Source organism: Marinicella marina, assembly GCF_030065545.1.
Classification (GTDB): Bacteria; Pseudomonadota; Gammaproteobacteria; order Xanthomonadales; family Marinicellaceae; genus Marinicella; species Marinicella marina.
The window spans coordinates 283,083-300,214 of the sequence record NZ_JASJNC010000003.1 but is presented as its reverse complement, the minus strand read 5'-3'; the positions used below and the strand labels follow the sequence as shown (position 1 = coordinate 300,214).

Genomic DNA, 17,132 nt, shown 5'->3' with positions numbered 1-17,132 from the left:
TGTATCAAAGCCATTACAAATTTTTATATAGGTTTTTAGCAATGAGAAATATGAAGCAAGTGAAATGGGTAATTGCGATTTTAATGATCGCGGTATTGCCATTGGGTGTTGCATTGGCTCAGGAAACGTCATCATCTATCAACGGTACGATTGTTGATTCTGATGGTAATGCGATTTCTGGTGCGACTGTGATCGTGACACATGAGCCAACTGGCCAAGTGAAAACATTGACCACCAATGATGAAGGTCGTTACTCAGCGCGTGGTTTGAGAACGGGCGGACCTTACAACATTGAAGTCAGAAACAGCGGTTATTCAGATGCTGAAGAAGGTAATATTTTCATCAAACTGGGTGAAGACCGCGCCATTGATGCTGTGTTGGTTGCTGATGCCATCAGTTTAGACACAGTGACTGCAGTGGGTGTGGCTGCACAGTCGTTGACCTTCAATCCTGATAACATGGGCGCTGGCACCAGTGTTTCACAAGAGCAAATCACCAACTTACCAACAGTTGATCGCGACATTCAAGATTTCGTCCGTTTGGATTCACGTGTCAACCTGAGAAGTTTTGGTAATGGTATATCTGTTTCTGGTGTGAACAACCGCTTCAACAACATCTCTATTGATGGTGTTGGTATTGGTGATCCATTTGGTTTAGAAGCAGGTGGTTCACCTGGTTTGTCACAGCCTTTCTCTTTGGATACCATCGAAGAATTAAACGTACAGCTGTCTCCTTATGACGTGACACTGTCAAACTTCACTGGCGCCAACATTAACGCGATAACCAAATCAGGTACCAATGAATTTTCTGGTCGTGCGGCGATGTACTATTCAAGTGAAGACTTACAACGTGATGACAGTGATTTCACACGTGAAGTATATTCAATCAGTGCAGGTGGCCCAATCATTAAAGACAAGTTGTTCTTTTTCTTAGCTTATGAAAATGAAGAACAAACGCGCTTAGCCAATACTTCATCAGTTGATGTTGCACTGGCTCAACAAGTGGCTGCAATTGCCGCCAACACCTATGGTGTGGATGTTGGTAACTTGAATGCACCAACTGATTTGGTAACTGAAGAAGAGTCAATTGTGGTTAAATTAGATTGGAACATCAACGAATTCCACCGTGCCTCTTTCAAATACCAAAACAACGAAGATGCACAACCTACATTTGCAAATAATGGTGGCGGTGAGATTTCATTGAGTTCACATTGGTACACCAACTCTTTTGAAAACAAATCATATAATTTGAACTTATACAGTGATTGGACAGCTAATTTCTCGACTGAATTGCGTGTTTCTAACTCTGAGTTTGATAAAGTTCCACAGCTGAATTCAATTTTGCCACACGTAGAAGTTGAAGTGGGTGATGGTGATTCAGTGTTCTTCGGCACAGAAGAATTCAGACACGCCAACGAGTTGAATGTTGTGACTGACAATATTTACTTAGAAGGTAACTACTTCATGGGCGACCACAACCTGACTTTTGGTGTGGATTGGCGTGAACAAGATATTCGCAACTTATTCATCTCACAAGCGTTGGGTTACTACGAATTTGCTAGTATTGATGACTTTGCCAATGGCATTCACTCGCGCTATGAATACAATCGTGGTACCAACGAACCTAGGCCTGAAGCCAATTGGTCATGGGAAAACTTGGGCCTGTTCATTCAAGATAACTGGGCAGTTAACGACCGTTTGACGGTTCAATATGGCCTCAGATGGGATAAGCCTAATGCAGGTGATAAGCCAAGATTTAACCAAGACTTCTTTGACTTCTATGGTTTTGCCAACAACAATGTAGTTGACGAAGGCACATTCCAACCTCGTATAGGTTTCAACTATGACATGTCTGATGAGCGCTACATGCAATTACGTGGTGGTGTTGGTGTCTTCACTGGTGGCACGCCTAACGTTTGGTTGTCAAACTCATTCACCAACACCGGTGGTGATTTAACCTTCTACAGTTCAAATGGCGTTGATCAAGATGGCGTGATTTTCACATTGGACCCTAATAACCAACCTATTTTAGATGGTTCATCTAGACAGAACGTGGATGTGTTAGATCCAGATTTCAAGATTCCTACGGTATTGAAATCAAACTTGGCTGTTGATGCAGAATTACCGTGGTTTGGTTTAGTTGGTTCGGTTGAGCTGGAATACATCAAAGCGCAAGATGCAATTGATTACCAACACTTGAACTTGGGTGACCCGACAGGTACTTTGCCTGATGGTCGTTTGGCTTATTGGAGCGATATTGAGAATCTTTCAGGTCGTCGTGGCAATGCCAACCCAGATTTTAATGATGTGATTTACTTAACCAATACATCTAAAGGTGAAACCAAGCGTGCTACTGTGAGCTTAGAGTTACCACAAACTGAACATTGGTATGCCAAAGCTTCATACACTTTTACTGATGCAACTGAAACATCAGCGGGTACATCTTCACGTGCCATTTCAAATTGGAACAACACACCTGCCTTCAACCCCAACCAAGCATTGGCTGCCACGTCAGCTTATGAAGTTGAGAATGCATTTGTGTTCACCACCACATACCAAAATATGTTCTTCGGTGATAATTACACAAACATTGGTTTGGTTTGGATTTCGCAAGATGGCGAACCGTTCTCACACACTTACAGTAATGACGTGAATGGCGATGGCATCCGTGATAATGATTTGGTTTATGTGCCATTACCTGGTGAATATGTGTTGTCTGATCCAAGCGAAGCAGCTGAGTTTGAGACTTTCTTGCGTACTTCAGGTTTGGCGCAGTATCGTGGCCGAGTGGCTCCACGTAATGCTTTCAAAGCGCCGCGCATCAATACCGTTGATTTGAACGTCTCACAAGAGCTTCCAGCTTGGGGCCCAGTCAGAGCAACCTTGTTTTTCAACATCAAGAACTTGGGTAACATGATAGACAGCGATTGGGGTCAAATCATTACTGCTGGCTTCGATGGTAATGATGTTTATCGATTGAACTCTATAGAAGATGGTATCTATGAACTAGATTGGAACGGCCCAACCCGTTTCAGTACCAACCGCACAGCTTCACAATGGCGTGCTCAAGTTGGTTTCCGTTTGGATTGGTAATACCAGCTAAAGACATCAGTCTTTTAAAGGGTGGCTTTTCAGTCACCCTTTTTTTATGCAATGAATAAAAGAGATGAAATGAAATCACGACAATCAAAAATTGTTCTGTAAAACTATTGCTTTGAGGCAGGCGTTGGTTGGCTGTTATGGCCAGATAAATAATAGATGTTGTGGGTTTTTACCCAGATACAAAAGACAGTTATTTGTTATTATGTTCTGTGCTCAAGTGCTTGATCAAAAAGAAACAAAGCAAGCGTTATAAAAGGTTGCAAAATAGAAATATTATAGTAGAATAGCCCCTCTTGATGATGCGGGGTGGAGCAGTCTGGCAGCTCGTCGGGCTCATAACCCGAAGGTCGTAGGTTCAAATCCTGCCCCCGCAACCAATTGATTGAACGTATTGTCAGGCTCCTAGTGGAGCCTTTTTTGTTGCTGAAATTTATTGATTGGTGAGGCGACAAATTCCCTTGCCCAAAATTAACTCATCTCAGCAGCTACGAACTGAATTTTATTTTTTATAGATGAAAGAAAAGCTGTTAACACAACTGATTCAACCAGTGATTGAAGATTTAGGTTTTGTTTTGTGGGGTGTTGAATATTTACCGCAAAAAAACAACGCCATCCTGCGGGTTTACATTGACCATGAAAATGGCGTTGGTGTGGATGACTGCGCGCGCTGTAGCCATGAAATCTCAGGATTACTCGAAGTTGAAGACCCGATAAAAAGCGCTTATGTGCTTGAAGTTTCATCTCCAGGTATGGATCGGGTATTGTTCAGTTCCGAACAATTTGCTGATTATGTCGGTGAACATGTACAAGTGAAACTGGCTCAGCCAGTAGATGGTGCTCGTAATATCAAGGGCACCATAAAATCCGTCAGTGATGAAATGATTGTGGTCGCCAATGAAGTCACAGAATATGGCTTTGAAATGACCAACGTGATGAAAGCAAGGTTGAAACCCCAAGTGAATAATGCCAAGTTTGGTGGAGTGAAAAAATGAGTAGAGAAATTCTTTATGTTGCAGAGGCCCTTTCGAATGAAAAAGGCGTCAGTCGTGATGTGATTTTTGAGGCCATTGAATTGGCTTTGGCATCTGCCACTCGCAAAAAACACATGAAAGATATGGATGTCAGGGTCGATATTGATCGTACCACAGGCACCTATGACAGTTTTCGACGTTGGACGGTGGTTGAAGATGAGGAGTTTGAATCAGAGGATCGCGAATTAACGCTTGAACAAGCCAAAAAAGAAGATCCTGATTTGGAAATCGGTGATGTGATCGAGGAAGAAATGGAGTCAGTTGAGTTTGGTCGAATTGCTGCTCAGACTGCCAAACAGGTTATTTTGCAAAAAGTCCGTGAAGCAGAACGTGAACAAGTGGTCGAAATGTTTGAAGACCGCATTGGTGAAGTGCTTTCAGGTATCGTTAAAAGGGTTGAACGTGGACATGTTTTCATTGATGTCGGCAGTGGGATTGAAGCCATTGTGCCTCGTGAGCACGGCATACCGAGAGAAAAAGTCAAACGTGGTGATCGTCTGAAAGGATTATTGATTGAGGTCAACCGTTTGAACCGTGGCCCGATTTTAACTTTATCGCGAAAAAGCCCAGAATTTATGATTGAGCTATTCAAAGTTGAAGTGCCAGAAATTTCGCAAGGTTTCCTAGAGATCAAAGGTGCAGCACGTGATCCTGGTCACCGTGCCAAGATTGCAGTTTTCTCGCATGACAGAAAACTGGATCCAATTGGTGCCTGTGTCGGCATGCGTGGCTCACGTGTGATGTCAGTGGCCAATGAATTAGGTGGTGAACGCATCGACATTATTTTATGGGATGAAAATACCGCACAATTTATGATCAATGCCATGTCACCGGCTGAAATTGAATCCATTGTGGTTGATGAAGAGAAAAACACCATCGATGTGGCAGTGAATGAAGCACAACTGTCTCAGGCCATTGGTCGTGGTGGACAGAACGTCCGCCTGGCCAGTGAATTAACCGGCTGGGAAATCAATGTACTGACCACAGCTCAAGCTGAAGAGAAAAACGAGGCTGAAGCGATGGAGTTCGTAAAGGAGTACGAAGAGAAGCTGGATGTTGATGAAGACATGGCCATCATGTTGGTACAAGAAGGCTTTTCATCGATCGAAGAGATTGCGTATGTGGATGAATCTGAACTGTTGAACATCGATGGTTTTGATGAAGACTTGGTAGAAGAGCTACGTGGCAGAGCGCGTGATGCCCTGTTAACCCAGATGATTGCCAAAGAAGAAAAATTAGAAGATAAGAAGCCTGCAGATGACATGTTAGGCTTAGATTTAATGAATGATAAATTGGCCTATATCTTGGCAGATAAAGGCATCAGAACCAGAGATGATTTGGCCGATTTGGCCACCGATGAATTATTAGAGTTGGTTGACATGGAAGAGTCAGAGGCTTCAGATTTAATCATGGAAGCCAGAAAACATTGGTTCGAGTAATAAACAACAGGAGGCAAATATGTCTGATGTAACAGTAAAACAATTAGCAAGTGTGCTCGGTATTTCCGCAGATAAACTGATGGAACAATTGGCCAGCGCCGGCATACCAGCGAAGTCTGAAGACGACACCATCAGCAATGAGTCAAAGGTCAAATTGCTGGAGTTTCTGCGTGGTTCGCACGGTAAAGAGAAGAAGAGTTTGTCGCCACGTAAAAAAGTTGTTTTGAAAAGAAAATCAAAAGAAGTTTTACGCGTTGCCAGTGGTGGTAGTGGTGTATCTAAGACCAAAAGCATTAACATTGAAGTTAAAAAGAAAAAGCTGAGCACCGGTCCCAGTCAGTCTGAAATGGAAGAGATTGAAAAAGAGCGGCGAGACGCACAAGCGGCTCTGGCTGAGCGCAAAGAACAATTAGCAGCTGAAGACAAGGCCAAGCAAGCGGCTGAAGAAGCGCGTTTGGCAGCTGAAAAGGCTGAGCAAGAGCGAATCGATGCAGAAGCCAAAGCCCAAGCTGAAAAAGAACGCTTGGCATTAGAGAAAGAACAAGAAGAAATGCGCAAGGATGATGAAGCGCAAAGTAAATTTGAAGCTGAAGTGGCTAAAACCACAAAGGCTGAAGAGACTGAAGCTGAGGTCAGTGAGCCAGAAGAGGTTAAAGAGCCAGTTGACGAGGAAGCTGAAAGGAAAAAACGTCACGATGAACTGGTTAACCAACAAGTTCAGAAGGCCATCACCGATCGTGCCAATCGCAAGAAAAAAGAACAAGCGGGTGCTGCAGCCAACAATGCCGGACCAAAAGGCAAACAAGACAACCGCAACAACACCCGTTACGGGCGCAAACAGTTGCATGTTCAGGGTGGTAAATCATACGGTCGTCAAGAACGCAAAGCCGTGCGTCCAGCATCTAATGTCAGCGGTGATCATGGTTTCCAAAAACCAGCAGCTCCGGTGGTTAAGACTGTTGCCATTCCAGAAAATATCACGGTTTCAGACTTAGCCAAAGAACTTTCTATCAAAGCATCTGACATCATCAAAGTTTTGATGAAAATGGGTATGATGGTCACCATCAATCAGCCATTGGATCAAGACACAGCCATATTAGTGGTTGAAGAGTTGGGCCATGTGGCTGAAGAAGCGGTGGTTCAAAGTAAGGCCGAAATTCTGAAAGAAGAATCAGAAAAAGAAATTGATGAGGAAAATGCTGAAATCAGACCACCAGTGGTGACTGTTATGGGTCATGTAGACCACGGTAAAACCTCATTATTGGATTACATCAGAAACACCAAAGTAACAGACAAAGAAGCGGGTGGAATCACCCAGCACATTGGTGCATACCATGTGACCACAGATAAAGGTGTTATTTCATTCATTGATACCCCAGGTCACGCAGCGTTTACCGCCATGCGAGCGCGTGGTGCACAAGTCACTGACATCGTTATTTTGGTGGTTGCTGCCAATGACGGTGTGATGCCACAAACCGAAGAAGGTATTCAGCACGCCAAAGCAGCCGGTGTACCAGTGATTGTTGCGGTCAATAAAATAGACTTACCTGAAGCCAATGTAGATAAAGTCAAACAAGATCTGGCATCGCATGAAGTGGTTCCTGAGGATTGGGGCGGCGATGTGCAGTTCATCGAAGTCTCAGCACACACAGGTCAAGGCATCGACGAATTGTTAGATGCGATTTCATTGCAAGCCGAAGTGATGGAATTGAAAGCCGTGTCGGATTCAACAGCTTCAGGTATCGTGGTTGAGTCATCATTGGATAAAGGCCGCGGCCCGGTAGCCACTGTTTTGGTTAAAAACGGTACTTTGAAAAAAGGCGACATGATTCTCTGCGGTGAACAATTTGGCCGCATCAGAAGTTTAATTGATGAGAATGGCAAAGAAATCAAATCAGCCGGCCCATCAATCCCTGCTGTGGTGTTGGGTTTGTCAGGTGTGCCGATTGCTGGTGATGAATTCTTGGTGGTTAAGAACAAGAAACATGCCCGTGAAGCAGCCCAAGAACACCGCGAACAAGAGCGTGAAACTCGCTTGAAACGCCAACAAGCCGCCAAACTTGAAAACCTCATGTCACAAATGGGTAAAGAAGAAAAACTCAACGTGAATCTATTGGTTAAGGCCGATGTGCAAGGTTCAGTTGAAGCTTTGCGTGAATCATTGGAGAGTATTTCAAATGATGATGTTGATGTGAAAGTCATCTCATCAGGTGTAGGTGGTATCACCAACGCCGATGCACAGTTGGCAGCAGCATCCAGTGCCATCATCATTGGTTTTAACGTCCGAGCTGATAAAGCAGCACGAGAATTCATCAAAGAAAGTGATCTGGACTTACATTATTTCAGCATCATTTATGAAGCCATCGACCAAGTGAAGCAGTCAGTAACTGGTATTTTGGGTACTGAGATCAAAGAAGAAATCATTGGTATTGCTGATGTGCGCGACGTCTTCCGATCATCTAAATTTGGTACCATCGCTGGTTGTTTGGTGTCAGAAGGTGTGGTGCGTCGAGACAACCCAATCCGCGTATTGCGTGACAACGTGGTTATATTCGAAGGTGAACTGGAATCATTGCGTCGCCACAAAGACGATGTCAAAGAGGTCAAATCAGGTACAGAATGCGGTATTGGTGTAAAACAATACAAAGACGTTCAACCGGGTGATCAAATTGAATGTTATGAGCGCACTGAGGTCCAAAGGACTTTAGACTAAAGCAAAACTGATTAGGAAAAATCATGGGACACAGAGATTTTAAAAGAAGTGATCGGGTGGCAGCACATTTGCGTCGCACCTTGGCCACAGCCATTCATCAAAATTTACCTGATGAGGACACTTCTTTCATCACCATTTCTGATGTCGAAGTGACCCGTGATTTATCAGTCGCTACGGTGTACATTAACACCTTGGACCCATCTCAAGAAAAGTTGGCGATCCAAACCCTCAGTTTGAACGCCAAGCAATTGCGCAAAGTCATGGCGCAAGAACTGAATACCCGCAAGGTGCCAGAATTGCGTTTTAAATACGATGCATCATTGGAGTATGGTCGCAAACTTGAGCACCTGATTCAAAAAGCACGTGCCACTGACCCGAACCTGACTGAAGAAGACAGTTAAGGTCAAACCAGATGGCGAATCACACGTCAGCAAAACGCAAATATCCTGATGTACATGGCATCATTTTATTGAACAAGCCCAAAGGCATTTCCTCCAATCTGGCGCTACAAAAACTCAGGCACCTGATCAAAGCCAAAAAAGCTGGGCACACTGGAAATCTAGACCCGATGGCTACGGGCCTGTTACCTTGTTGCTTCGGTGATGCCACAAAAGTGGCTCATTTACTGATTAATTCCGATAAAACTTATCTTGCCAGATGTGTCTTAGGCAGCCAAACCGATACTGGTGACGCCACAGGTCAAGTGGTACAGACGGCTGAAAAGCAGAGGGCATCTGACACTGAAATCAAACAAGCTTGCCAATCATTAACCGGTGAAATTGAACAAATCCCGCCGATGTATTCAGCCCTGCACCACAACGGACAAAGGCTGTATGATTTGGCCAGACAAGGCAAAACGGTAGAGCGACCAGCCCGCAAAGTCACCATCCATGAATTTTCATTGGTGGAAAATACGCCGGAACACATAGACTTTGAGATCAAGGTTTCTAAAGGAACTTACATCAGAACCTTATTGGAAGATTTCGCCAAGGCCATGGGCACAGTCGCTCACATGTCAGCCCTACACCGTACCCAAACCGGTATATTCAGTGGTGATGATATGCTCACTCTTGAGGCAATCGGTCAATTGGATGATTTCAATTCGGTGTTGATGCCGATGCAAGATGCCTTGATTGAATACCCCAGGTTGGACTTAAGCCAACAACAAACCCAAGACCTCATCCACGGCAAAACAGTCCAATACACTGCCGAACAAGATACCTATTGTTTGTATGACCACCATAATAAATTCCTCGGTTTGGGCGTGATCAAAGAACCTGGTATCTTAAAAGTACAAAAATTGTTCTTAAAGTCCTACAGTGCTTAAACACCTAATGAAATTGGATTGATTTTCTGCTATAAATTAGTGCTTTGAACCAAACCAGAAATTAAGATGATAATAGGAATTGATTTAGGGACGACCAACTCCGTATGCGCGATATATAATGACCATAAAGTGACAGTTATCCCAAATAGCTTTGATGAGCTACTGACGCCATCATGCATCAGCTTTGAAAAAAATGGAACGATTCATGTGGGCAAATCAGCCCGAACCAGAGCAGCACTTCACCCCAAGGAGACAGTGGCTCAATTCAAACGATTTATGGGTTCAGAAAAGACCTATAAAATCTACGGAAAGAAATACACACCGGTTGAATTGTCATCAATAATTTTACAAAAAATGGTTGCTGATGCTGAGGCATTTACTCAGCAAAAAGTAACCGAGGCTGTGATATCAGTTCCAGCCTATTTCAATGGCATACAAAGAAAATCCACCATACAAGCGGCAGCTATGATTGACCTTAAAGTGGAAAAGCTGATCAATGAACCCACAGCAGCAGCCATCGCTTATGGTTTGCAGAATAAACCTGAATACACTGATTTCATGATTATCGATTTAGGCGGTGGAACATTTGATGTGTCAATCATGGAATATTTTGATGATATTTTAGAAGTCAAAGCCTCCGGTGGTGACAATCACCTGGGCGGTGAAGATTTTTTGCAGATTCTGGTTGAGTTGTACTGTCAAAAAGCTGGGATTAAAGTAAACAATCTATCTGCTGAAGACAAGCAAGCTGTTTACTCGAGGATGGAGTTGTTTAAAAAAGAAATAAACAAACAATCTGTCATTGAACCTTTTATTAAAAAAGTAAAAGTGCCTATCAGCATCACGGGTGAAACATTTGAAAATGCTTGCCGTCCTTTGGTGAAGAAGATCATAAAATCAATTGAGTTGTGCCTTAAAGATGCACAGCTCACTCCTCAAGAAATCGAAGAAGTCATCTTGGTTGGTGGCTCCAGCCGACTGCCTTTCTTAAAAACCCTGGTAACACGGATATTTAAAAAAATTCCAAGAACTGATATTAATCCAGATTTAACCATTGCTCATGGGGCAGCTATCCAAGCTGCCTTGAAAGGCAAAAATAAAGACTTGTCAGACGTGGTTTTGACTGATGTTTGTCCTTACACATTGGGCACCGGTGTGGTTGGAAACAGTGTTTATGATCAATCGTTGATTTTTTCACCCATCATTGAACGCAATACGGTTGTTCCTGCCAGTCGCGTGCAGAGCTATGTCACCGTTCAAGATAACCAAACTAAATTAAAAATGGCCATTTACCAAGGCGAAAGTAGGTTGGTTAAAAATAACATCAAGCTGGGCGAGTTTGAGGTTAAAGTGCCAAAAGCTAAGGCTGGTGAAGAAATGATTAGTTTACGGATCAGTTATGACATCAATGGAATTTTAGAGGTAGATGCCTTGGTTGAATCTACCGGTGATACTGCCAGCTTATTGATCAACAATTCGCCACAAGAGCTTACCGAAGAACAAATTGCCCAGTCGAAACAGAAACTGTCACTATTGAAAGTTCATCCAAGAGACAATGAGGCAGTTAAAGAAGTCATGTGGCGAGCTGAATCCATATACGAGAATAGCCTGGATGAAGAACGAGAAGCTTTAAATGAATTAATTATGCAGTTCCAAGTAATTATCGATTCCCAAGACCCAAAAAGGATCGCACAGGCAGTGAGTGAACTGTCCTCGGCATTGGAATCATTTGAGGCCAACAGGTGGCTTTGATGTATCCATGGGATGTGTTGGGCATTGATGAAACAGGTGATAAAAAAACCATAAAAAAAGCTTATGCGAAGTTACTGAGAAAGTACCGACCAGATGAGCATCCGGATAAATTTCAAGAGATTAACCAGGCTTATCAATTTGCCTTGACCTTAATCAATGAGCAATTGACGGATGAAGCCATTTCCCAAGAGTCACCAACGTCCTTATCCGCAGTTGGAGTTGAGGCAGTCGATTCTGTTTCAATTGATAAGAAAAACAACAGTGAAAACGCAGGAGAAGATGACCCCGATACCAATTTCTCAGTCGACACCATTGATAATGACGTTGAACATGAATTGTTTGTTGCCAACGGAGAGGCTGATTTAGTTGAAGAAATTTTGGCACAGTTTCACCAAATGGCTTTTGCTAAGTACAACATCAAAAAAGATCCCTCTAACTGGCAGTTTTTGGAACAATTTCATTCAATTCAAGACTTACAGCTCCGTGATGAGTTGTCCAAAGAGTTATTTAAGCGTGTTGTTGAATACAATTCGTTTCAACTTAAAGAAAATGCCACTCTGCTGCTCACTCAAAACATGGTCCAAGCCATTGCCGCTGTTCTTGAGTGGGAGCGTGATTGGCATGAACTTCAAAACACATTTCCGGAGCATTATGTTGCGCATGTGTTTAAATTATTGGAGCCACAAACTCAATTAAGTGGTTTTTCATTCCTCATGTTACGAATAGCGACTATATGCTTGGAATTCACTGTTGCTTCCTTATTGGCTAAACTTTATATGCTCAGGCCATGGGCGCCAGCAACAGAGTCATTTGAAGCAATAACAATTTTTATGTTCATGATTATTAATATTGGTGCCATGACTTCAGAAATAAGCTTGTCTATGGTTCAGTATGGTGTTGGTTTAAGGATATACGATAAATATTTGAATTTAACCGATTCAAGCACCGATAAACTAAGGGCATTGGTGTTTCATTTACTTATGACGCCACTTTATTTCATTTATTATGACAGCACAATTTACCTTTCGATGATGCTGCCTGTAGTTGCAGTTATATTGGTAATAAACTTGTTCTGTTGGTGGAAGAATAAGCAACTATTTCATGATTGGGTTTCTGGCACAATAATGGTGAAATAAACCCCGCAAAGCTTGAGATTGTATAAGCAAACCATTAGAATACGCCCCACATCTGAGCTGTGCGACAGTCCGACGGCAGTTCGGTTTTATTAACGGGTTTAAATCATTGTATTGAGGCCCCTTCGACGAGCGTAATTATGATTACAGTTGAACAAAGACAAGAAATTATCAAAGACTACCAAACCGGTGACAACGATACCGGTTCACCAGAGGTCCAAGTGGCTTTATTGACTGCTCGAATCAACAACTTGACTGAGCACTTTAAATCACACAAAAAAGACAAGCATTCTAGACGTGGTTTAATCAAATTGATTAACCAACGCCGTAAATTATTGGCCTACACCAAGCGCAAAGACAACGAAAGGTATCAGAACCTGATCAAACGCCTTGGCCTACGCCGATAAGCCAAATAAAAAAACCCGCTGATTTGCGGGTTTTTTTTTAATTGTAATCTGCTGATGCTGACGCATTGATTGATCATTGGTAGAACAATCAGGGCACGTCCAAGGGGATGTGTCTGTAGGAAAGTAAGAAAATAACAGGCCAAATGGCCAGGAAAATATAAGTGAAAAAACAAGTAAAACAATTTCAATACGGTCAGCATACCGTAACTTTAGAAACCGGACAAATCGCTCGCCAAGCAACTGGTGCTGTAAAAGTGTCCATGGGCGACACCATGTTGTTGGTGACAGTGGTAGGTAAAAAAGAAGCCAAACCAGATGCCAGTTTCTTCCCATTAACGGTTAACTACCAAGAGAAATTTTATGCGGCAGGCGCCATTCCTGGCGGCTTTTTCAAACGAGAAGGCAGACCGACAGAAAAAGAAACACTGATATGTCGTTTGATTGATAGACCCATCAGACCCTTGTTCCCGAAAGGTTTCAAGAACGAAGTTCAAGTCATTGCTAATGTGATTTCATTCAGCAAAGAAATTGATTCTGATATTCCTGCTTTGTTGGGTGCCTCAGCGGCATTGGCCATTTCAGGTATACCTTTTGATGGTCCCATTGGTGCGGCCAGAATTGGTTATGCCGACGGTGAATATTTATTGAACCCTTCATTGGAAGCACTTGAGACATCGAAATTGGATTTGGTTGTTGCTGGTACTGATGAGGCGGTATTGATGGTTGAGTCTGAAGCTGATTTGTTGAGCGAAGATGTGATGTTAGGCGCCGTTAACTATGGACACGAGCAAATGCAAGTGGCCATTGAAGCAATCAAAGAGTTTGCTGCTGAAAATGGTAAACCACGTTGGGATTGGGAAGTTGAAGCGGTTAACGAAGAATTGTTAAATACCATCAACAGCGAATTCGGTGCTGACATTGAAGCGGCATTTGCCAACCAAGTCAAAGAAGACCGCTATGCGGCTTTGGATGCAATGCGCAACAAAGTGATGGCTCACTTCTTTCCAGAAGGTGAGGAAGAGCCCAAATATGATGCCAAAGAAATTTCGGCATTGATCAGTAAATTAGAAAAAGACCACGTGCGTGGTAAGATTATTTCTGGTGCGCCTCGTATTGATGGTCGTGACCCGACTCAAGTTCGTCCTATTTCAGTGGAAGTGGGCATCTTGCCTCGTGTGCATGGCTCAGCTTTGTTCACCCGTGGTGAAACCCAAGCCATTGTAGCAACTACATTGGGTACAGGCCGTGACGCACAATTGATTGATGGTATCGAAGGTGAAACCAAAGATGACTTCATGTTCCATTACAACTTCCCGCCATTCTGTGTCGGTGAAGCTGGCTTTATGGGTGGCCCTAAGCGTCGTGAAATTGGTCATGGTAGATTGGCCAAACGTGGTTTGATGGCAGTGGTTCCTTCAGAAGAGGAGTTCCCATACGTTAAACGCATCGTCTCTGAGATTACTGAATCAAATGGATCAAGTTCTATGGCTTCAGTTTGTGGTTCATCATTGTCTATGATGGACGCTGGTATTCCTTTGAAAGAACCAGTGGCAGGTATTGCCATGGGTTTGATTAAAGAAGGCGATAACTTTGCTGTATTGTCTGATATTCTGGGTGATGAAGATCATTTGGGTGACATGGACTTTAAAGTGGCTGGTACTGAAGGTGCCATCACTGCATTGCAAATGGACATCAAGATTCAAGGCATCACCCGTGAAATCATGGAGATTGCTCTGAAACAAGCCACAGCGGGTCGTCAATTCATCTTGGAAGAGATGAACAAAGTGATTTCAACGCCGCGCAAAGAAATGTCAGCATATGCGCCTCGATTAGAGACCATCAAAGTTAACCCTGATAAAATCCGTGACATCATTGGTAAAGGTGGTGCAACCATCCGCGCATTGACTGAGGAAACCAATACCACCATCGATATCAATGATGATGGTACGGTGACTATTGCGTCAATCAACCAAGAAGACGGTGATTTAGCTAAGAAACGCATCGAAGATTTGACTGCTGAAGTTGAAGTGGGTGCGACCTATGAAGGTAAAGTGGTAAAAATCATGGATTTTGGTGCTTTTGTGAATTTGTTACCAGGCCAAGACGGCATGGTTCACATTTCTGAGATTTGTCATGAACGTGTGGCTAAAGTCACTGACAAAATCAAAGAAGGTGAAGTGGTTAAAGTTAAAGTACTTGAAGTAGATAAGCAGGGCCGTGTGCGCTTATCAATGAAAGCGCTTGAACCCAAGCCGGAATAAATCACTGAAAGTGATAAATAAAAAAACCCGCTTTTTAAGGCGGGTTTTTTTGTGCTAAAGCATTTTTGTCTCTATGAGTCGTTAAATTTCCCAACCCAATTTTTTAGCCAGTTTGTTGGCTCTTTTCATTTCCTTTTTAGCTTTTTTTGGTTGGTTTTCAAGTGTATATAGTTGAGCCATGGTCTGGTGGTATTTCACTGACTTATCTCGTTGTTCAAGGTAATTATCTAAATAATCTTTGGCAGCGTTGATGGCTTTTTGACTCTGTTCTTTGAACAGCAAATGGTTGGCATAAGCCAATAGAGACTCTGGATCACCCGCTTCGGCGGCTTGCTTGAGCCACAGCTCAGGCGCGGTGTCAGAATGGTTTTCAAAAGATTGTTTACTGGCCAGTTTATAGGCTTGACGTGCTGATTTTGGGTGGCCATTATCCGCGGCTTGAACCAACCAATTAAAGCCTTTTTGTTTATCTATACCACACCCTTCTCTGCCATACATGATGTTAATGCCTAATTGGTATTGCGCATCGAGGTGTCCATTTTGAGCTGCTTTGAACAACCAATCGTTACTAGAAATATCAGTCATCGGAACGTAGTTGCTGATGACTGAATTGGAACTGGCTGCCAGTGCATAATAGTATTGCGCTTCTGGATGACCTGCATGGGCCGTTTGTTTTAATTCTTCTAAGTGTTGCTGAAACAGTTGGGTCATTTCAGACTGATCTGTTTTTCCCATTTCAAAAGTGATGGTTTGGATCCGTTGAATGGGGTAGGGTTCGATACCGTCTTTGAATTGGACATCAAATTTAAATTTGGCAACCGCATCAATGGTGGATTGATCAAATTCACCAACTGGCATTGAACTGATGACTTCGATGTCTCTGGTTGAACCATCTGGATGAATATAAAAACTTACAGTGCTCCAGCCTTGTAGTTTTTTTCTGTATTGTGCACGGGTGATTTGTGGTGGTGTTCGTTGGATAATATTCAGTTCATAATCATTGTTGTTCTGAGTTTTATCCGATTCGAGGGTGATGGGAGTGTATTTGTTTTCAATCGCCGCATGACCATACATTGATTCAAATTGTTCGGCCAATAATTGAGCTTGGGAAAAATCTTCGGTTGTGAGGTCTTTTGTAATGCGCTCAGTGAGGGTTGTTTTGCCTGAAGTGTCCTTAATCAAAGTGGACCAAGCGTAAGCTTTGATTAAATCTTTTTGCGTTCCCTCGCCATTGATGTGCATGTGAGTGAGGCGACGAATCGCTTGTTGATTGCCCAGTTGGGCCAGATCTTGATAGCTACTGAATGCTTGTGAAAATTGTTGTTGCTTGTAAGCCTTGTTGGCTTGATTGATATCAGCCCAACATACTGTGCTGATTGCCAACAGGCATGAAAATAATATGACAGGTAGTTGTGTGTGTGATTTCACTTTAATCTCCTTTAAAAGTAAATGTTTTGAGTTGTTAGTTTAACAAAAGTTCTGCTGAGTTGTTATTATTTGTACTTTAAGTGTTTTTTAATCACTCACTCATATCAAGAAATGCCTGAGTTAATTGTCAATTAGATGTTGAATTTTGACTGTTTTAACACAGCCAATTGCTATAATTTGTGATTTTAGTACATAATTACCTATGGCCAAAAAAGCAGTTGTTTTTACCCCATTACGCATCCTTTTAATTGTCAGTATCATCATATTTAACCTGTTGGGTGTTTTTACCATGATCAATGCTGAAGCCAGTTGGGCAGAGTTTGTCGGTGTCTTGTCAGTGGTCTTCATCATGTTGTTTGTTTTTGTGATTTTACTGGAATGGACATGGCTGCATCATCGGGGCAAATTGGTTGAAGATGCTAAAATCCGTTCCCAATATCAATTAGCTAAATGGATCTATGCGGTGTTATTTGTAATTGGTTTTGTTATCAGTTATGTGGTTTTGAGCTGATATAATTAATCTTGTTATGGTAAATTCAT

12 protein-coding genes and 1 tRNA gene are annotated in these 17,132 nt (G+C 42.6%); 12 read left to right on the top strand and 1 reads right to left on the bottom strand.

What is annotated here, in order from left to right; translation table 11 throughout:
* The first annotated feature begins 50 nt into the window (after window positions 1-50).
* The 11 genes from QNI24_RS06300 (at window position 51) to pnp (ending at window position 15,164) form a co-directional block, all read left to right on the top strand.
* Window positions 51-3,092: a TonB-dependent receptor gene (locus QNI24_RS06300; RefSeq protein WP_267175322.1), complete on the top strand. Its 3,042-nt coding sequence runs from the start codon at window positions 51-53 to the stop codon at window positions 3,090-3,092.
* Between the two features lie 309 nt (window positions 3,093-3,401).
* A tRNA-Met gene (locus tag QNI24_RS06295) sits at window positions 3,402-3,478 on the top strand.
* Between the two features lie 135 nt (window positions 3,479-3,613).
* Entirely contained in the window at window positions 3,614-4,093 is a 480-nt protein-coding gene (rimP, locus tag QNI24_RS06290) for a ribosome maturation factor RimP (RefSeq protein ID WP_267175323.1), read from the top strand.
* Window positions 4,090-5,571 (top strand): transcription termination factor NusA, encoded by a 1,482-nt coding sequence (gene nusA / locus QNI24_RS06285; RefSeq protein WP_267175324.1) that lies wholly within the window; start codon window positions 4,090-4,092, stop codon window positions 5,569-5,571. The genes rimP and nusA overlap by 4 nt, the downstream gene beginning before the upstream one ends.
* Window positions 5,572-5,590: 19 nt before the next feature.
* Window positions 5,591-8,284 (top strand): translation initiation factor IF-2, encoded by a 2,694-nt coding sequence (infB, locus tag QNI24_RS06280; RefSeq protein WP_267175325.1) that lies wholly within the window; start codon window positions 5,591-5,593, stop codon window positions 8,282-8,284.
* A gap of 23 nt (window positions 8,285-8,307) precedes the next feature.
* Window positions 8,308-8,685 carry a 30S ribosome-binding factor RbfA gene (gene rbfA, locus QNI24_RS06275; protein ID WP_267175326.1) on the top strand — a complete coding sequence of 126 codons (378 nt, stop codon included), beginning with the start codon at window positions 8,308-8,310 and terminating at the stop codon, window positions 8,683-8,685.
* An 11-nt stretch (window positions 8,686-8,696) separates the two neighbouring features.
* Window positions 8,697-9,611: a tRNA pseudouridine(55) synthase TruB gene (gene truB / locus QNI24_RS06270; RefSeq protein ID WP_267175327.1), complete on the top strand. Its 915-nt coding sequence runs from the start codon at window positions 8,697-8,699 to the stop codon at window positions 9,609-9,611.
* Window positions 9,612-9,677: 66 nt separating this feature from the next.
* Entirely contained in the window at window positions 9,678-11,363 is a 1,686-nt protein-coding gene (locus QNI24_RS06265; protein WP_267175328.1) for an Hsp70 family protein, read from the top strand.
* Window positions 11,363-12,499 carry a J domain-containing protein gene (locus QNI24_RS06260; protein ID WP_267175329.1) on the top strand — a complete coding sequence of 379 codons (1,137 nt, stop codon included), beginning with the start codon at window positions 11,363-11,365 and terminating at the stop codon, window positions 12,497-12,499. The genes QNI24_RS06265 and QNI24_RS06260 overlap by 1 nt, the downstream gene beginning before the upstream one ends.
* 137 nt (window positions 12,500-12,636) lie before the next feature.
* On the top strand, window positions 12,637-12,903 hold the full coding sequence (gene rpsO, locus QNI24_RS06255; protein ID WP_410174822.1) for a 30S ribosomal protein S15: 267 nt from the start codon (window positions 12,637-12,639) through the stop codon (window positions 12,901-12,903).
* A 161-nt stretch (window positions 12,904-13,064) separates the two neighbouring features.
* A complete protein-coding gene (gene pnp, locus QNI24_RS06250; RefSeq protein ID WP_267175330.1) occupies window positions 13,065-15,164 on the top strand; it encodes a polyribonucleotide nucleotidyltransferase in 2,100 nt (699 codons plus the stop codon).
* Between the two features lie 81 nt (window positions 15,165-15,245).
* Here the strand turns inward: pnp and QNI24_RS06245 are convergent, their stop codons facing one another.
* Entirely contained in the window at window positions 15,246-16,592 is a 1,347-nt protein-coding gene (locus QNI24_RS06245) for a TonB family protein (RefSeq protein WP_267175331.1), read from the bottom strand.
* Window positions 16,593-16,794: 202 nt separating this feature from the next.
* Between QNI24_RS06245 and QNI24_RS06240 the strand changes: the two genes are divergently transcribed.
* Window positions 16,795-17,103, top strand: coding sequence for a hypothetical protein (locus QNI24_RS06240; RefSeq protein WP_267175332.1), 309 nt, complete (start codon window positions 16,795-16,797; stop codon window positions 17,101-17,103).
* Window positions 17,104-17,132: the final 29 nt, after the last annotated feature.

Coding starts and splice junctions, on each gene's coding strand:
- QNI24_RS06300 (WP_267175322.1), top strand. CDS start 51: ATGAAGCAAGTGAAATGGGTAATTGCGATTTTAATGATCGCGGTATTG.
- rimP (WP_267175323.1), top strand. CDS start 3,614: ATGAAAGAAAAGCTGTTAACACAACTGATTCAACCAGTGATTGAAGAT.
- nusA (WP_267175324.1), top strand. CDS start 4,090: ATGAGTAGAGAAATTCTTTATGTTGCAGAGGCCCTTTCGAATGAAAAA.
- infB (WP_267175325.1), top strand. CDS start 5,591: ATGTCTGATGTAACAGTAAAACAATTAGCAAGTGTGCTCGGTATTTCC.
- rbfA (WP_267175326.1), top strand. CDS start 8,308: ATGGGACACAGAGATTTTAAAAGAAGTGATCGGGTGGCAGCACATTTG.
- truB (WP_267175327.1), top strand. CDS start 8,697: ATGGCGAATCACACGTCAGCAAAACGCAAATATCCTGATGTACATGGC.
- QNI24_RS06265 (WP_267175328.1), top strand. CDS start 9,678: ATGATAATAGGAATTGATTTAGGGACGACCAACTCCGTATGCGCGATA.
- QNI24_RS06260 (WP_267175329.1), top strand. CDS start 11,363: ATGTATCCATGGGATGTGTTGGGCATTGATGAAACAGGTGATAAAAAA.
- rpsO (WP_410174822.1), top strand. CDS start 12,637: ATGATTACAGTTGAACAAAGACAAGAAATTATCAAAGACTACCAAACC.
- QNI24_RS06240 (WP_267175332.1), top strand. CDS start 16,795: ATGGCCAAAAAAGCAGTTGTTTTTACCCCATTACGCATCCTTTTAATT.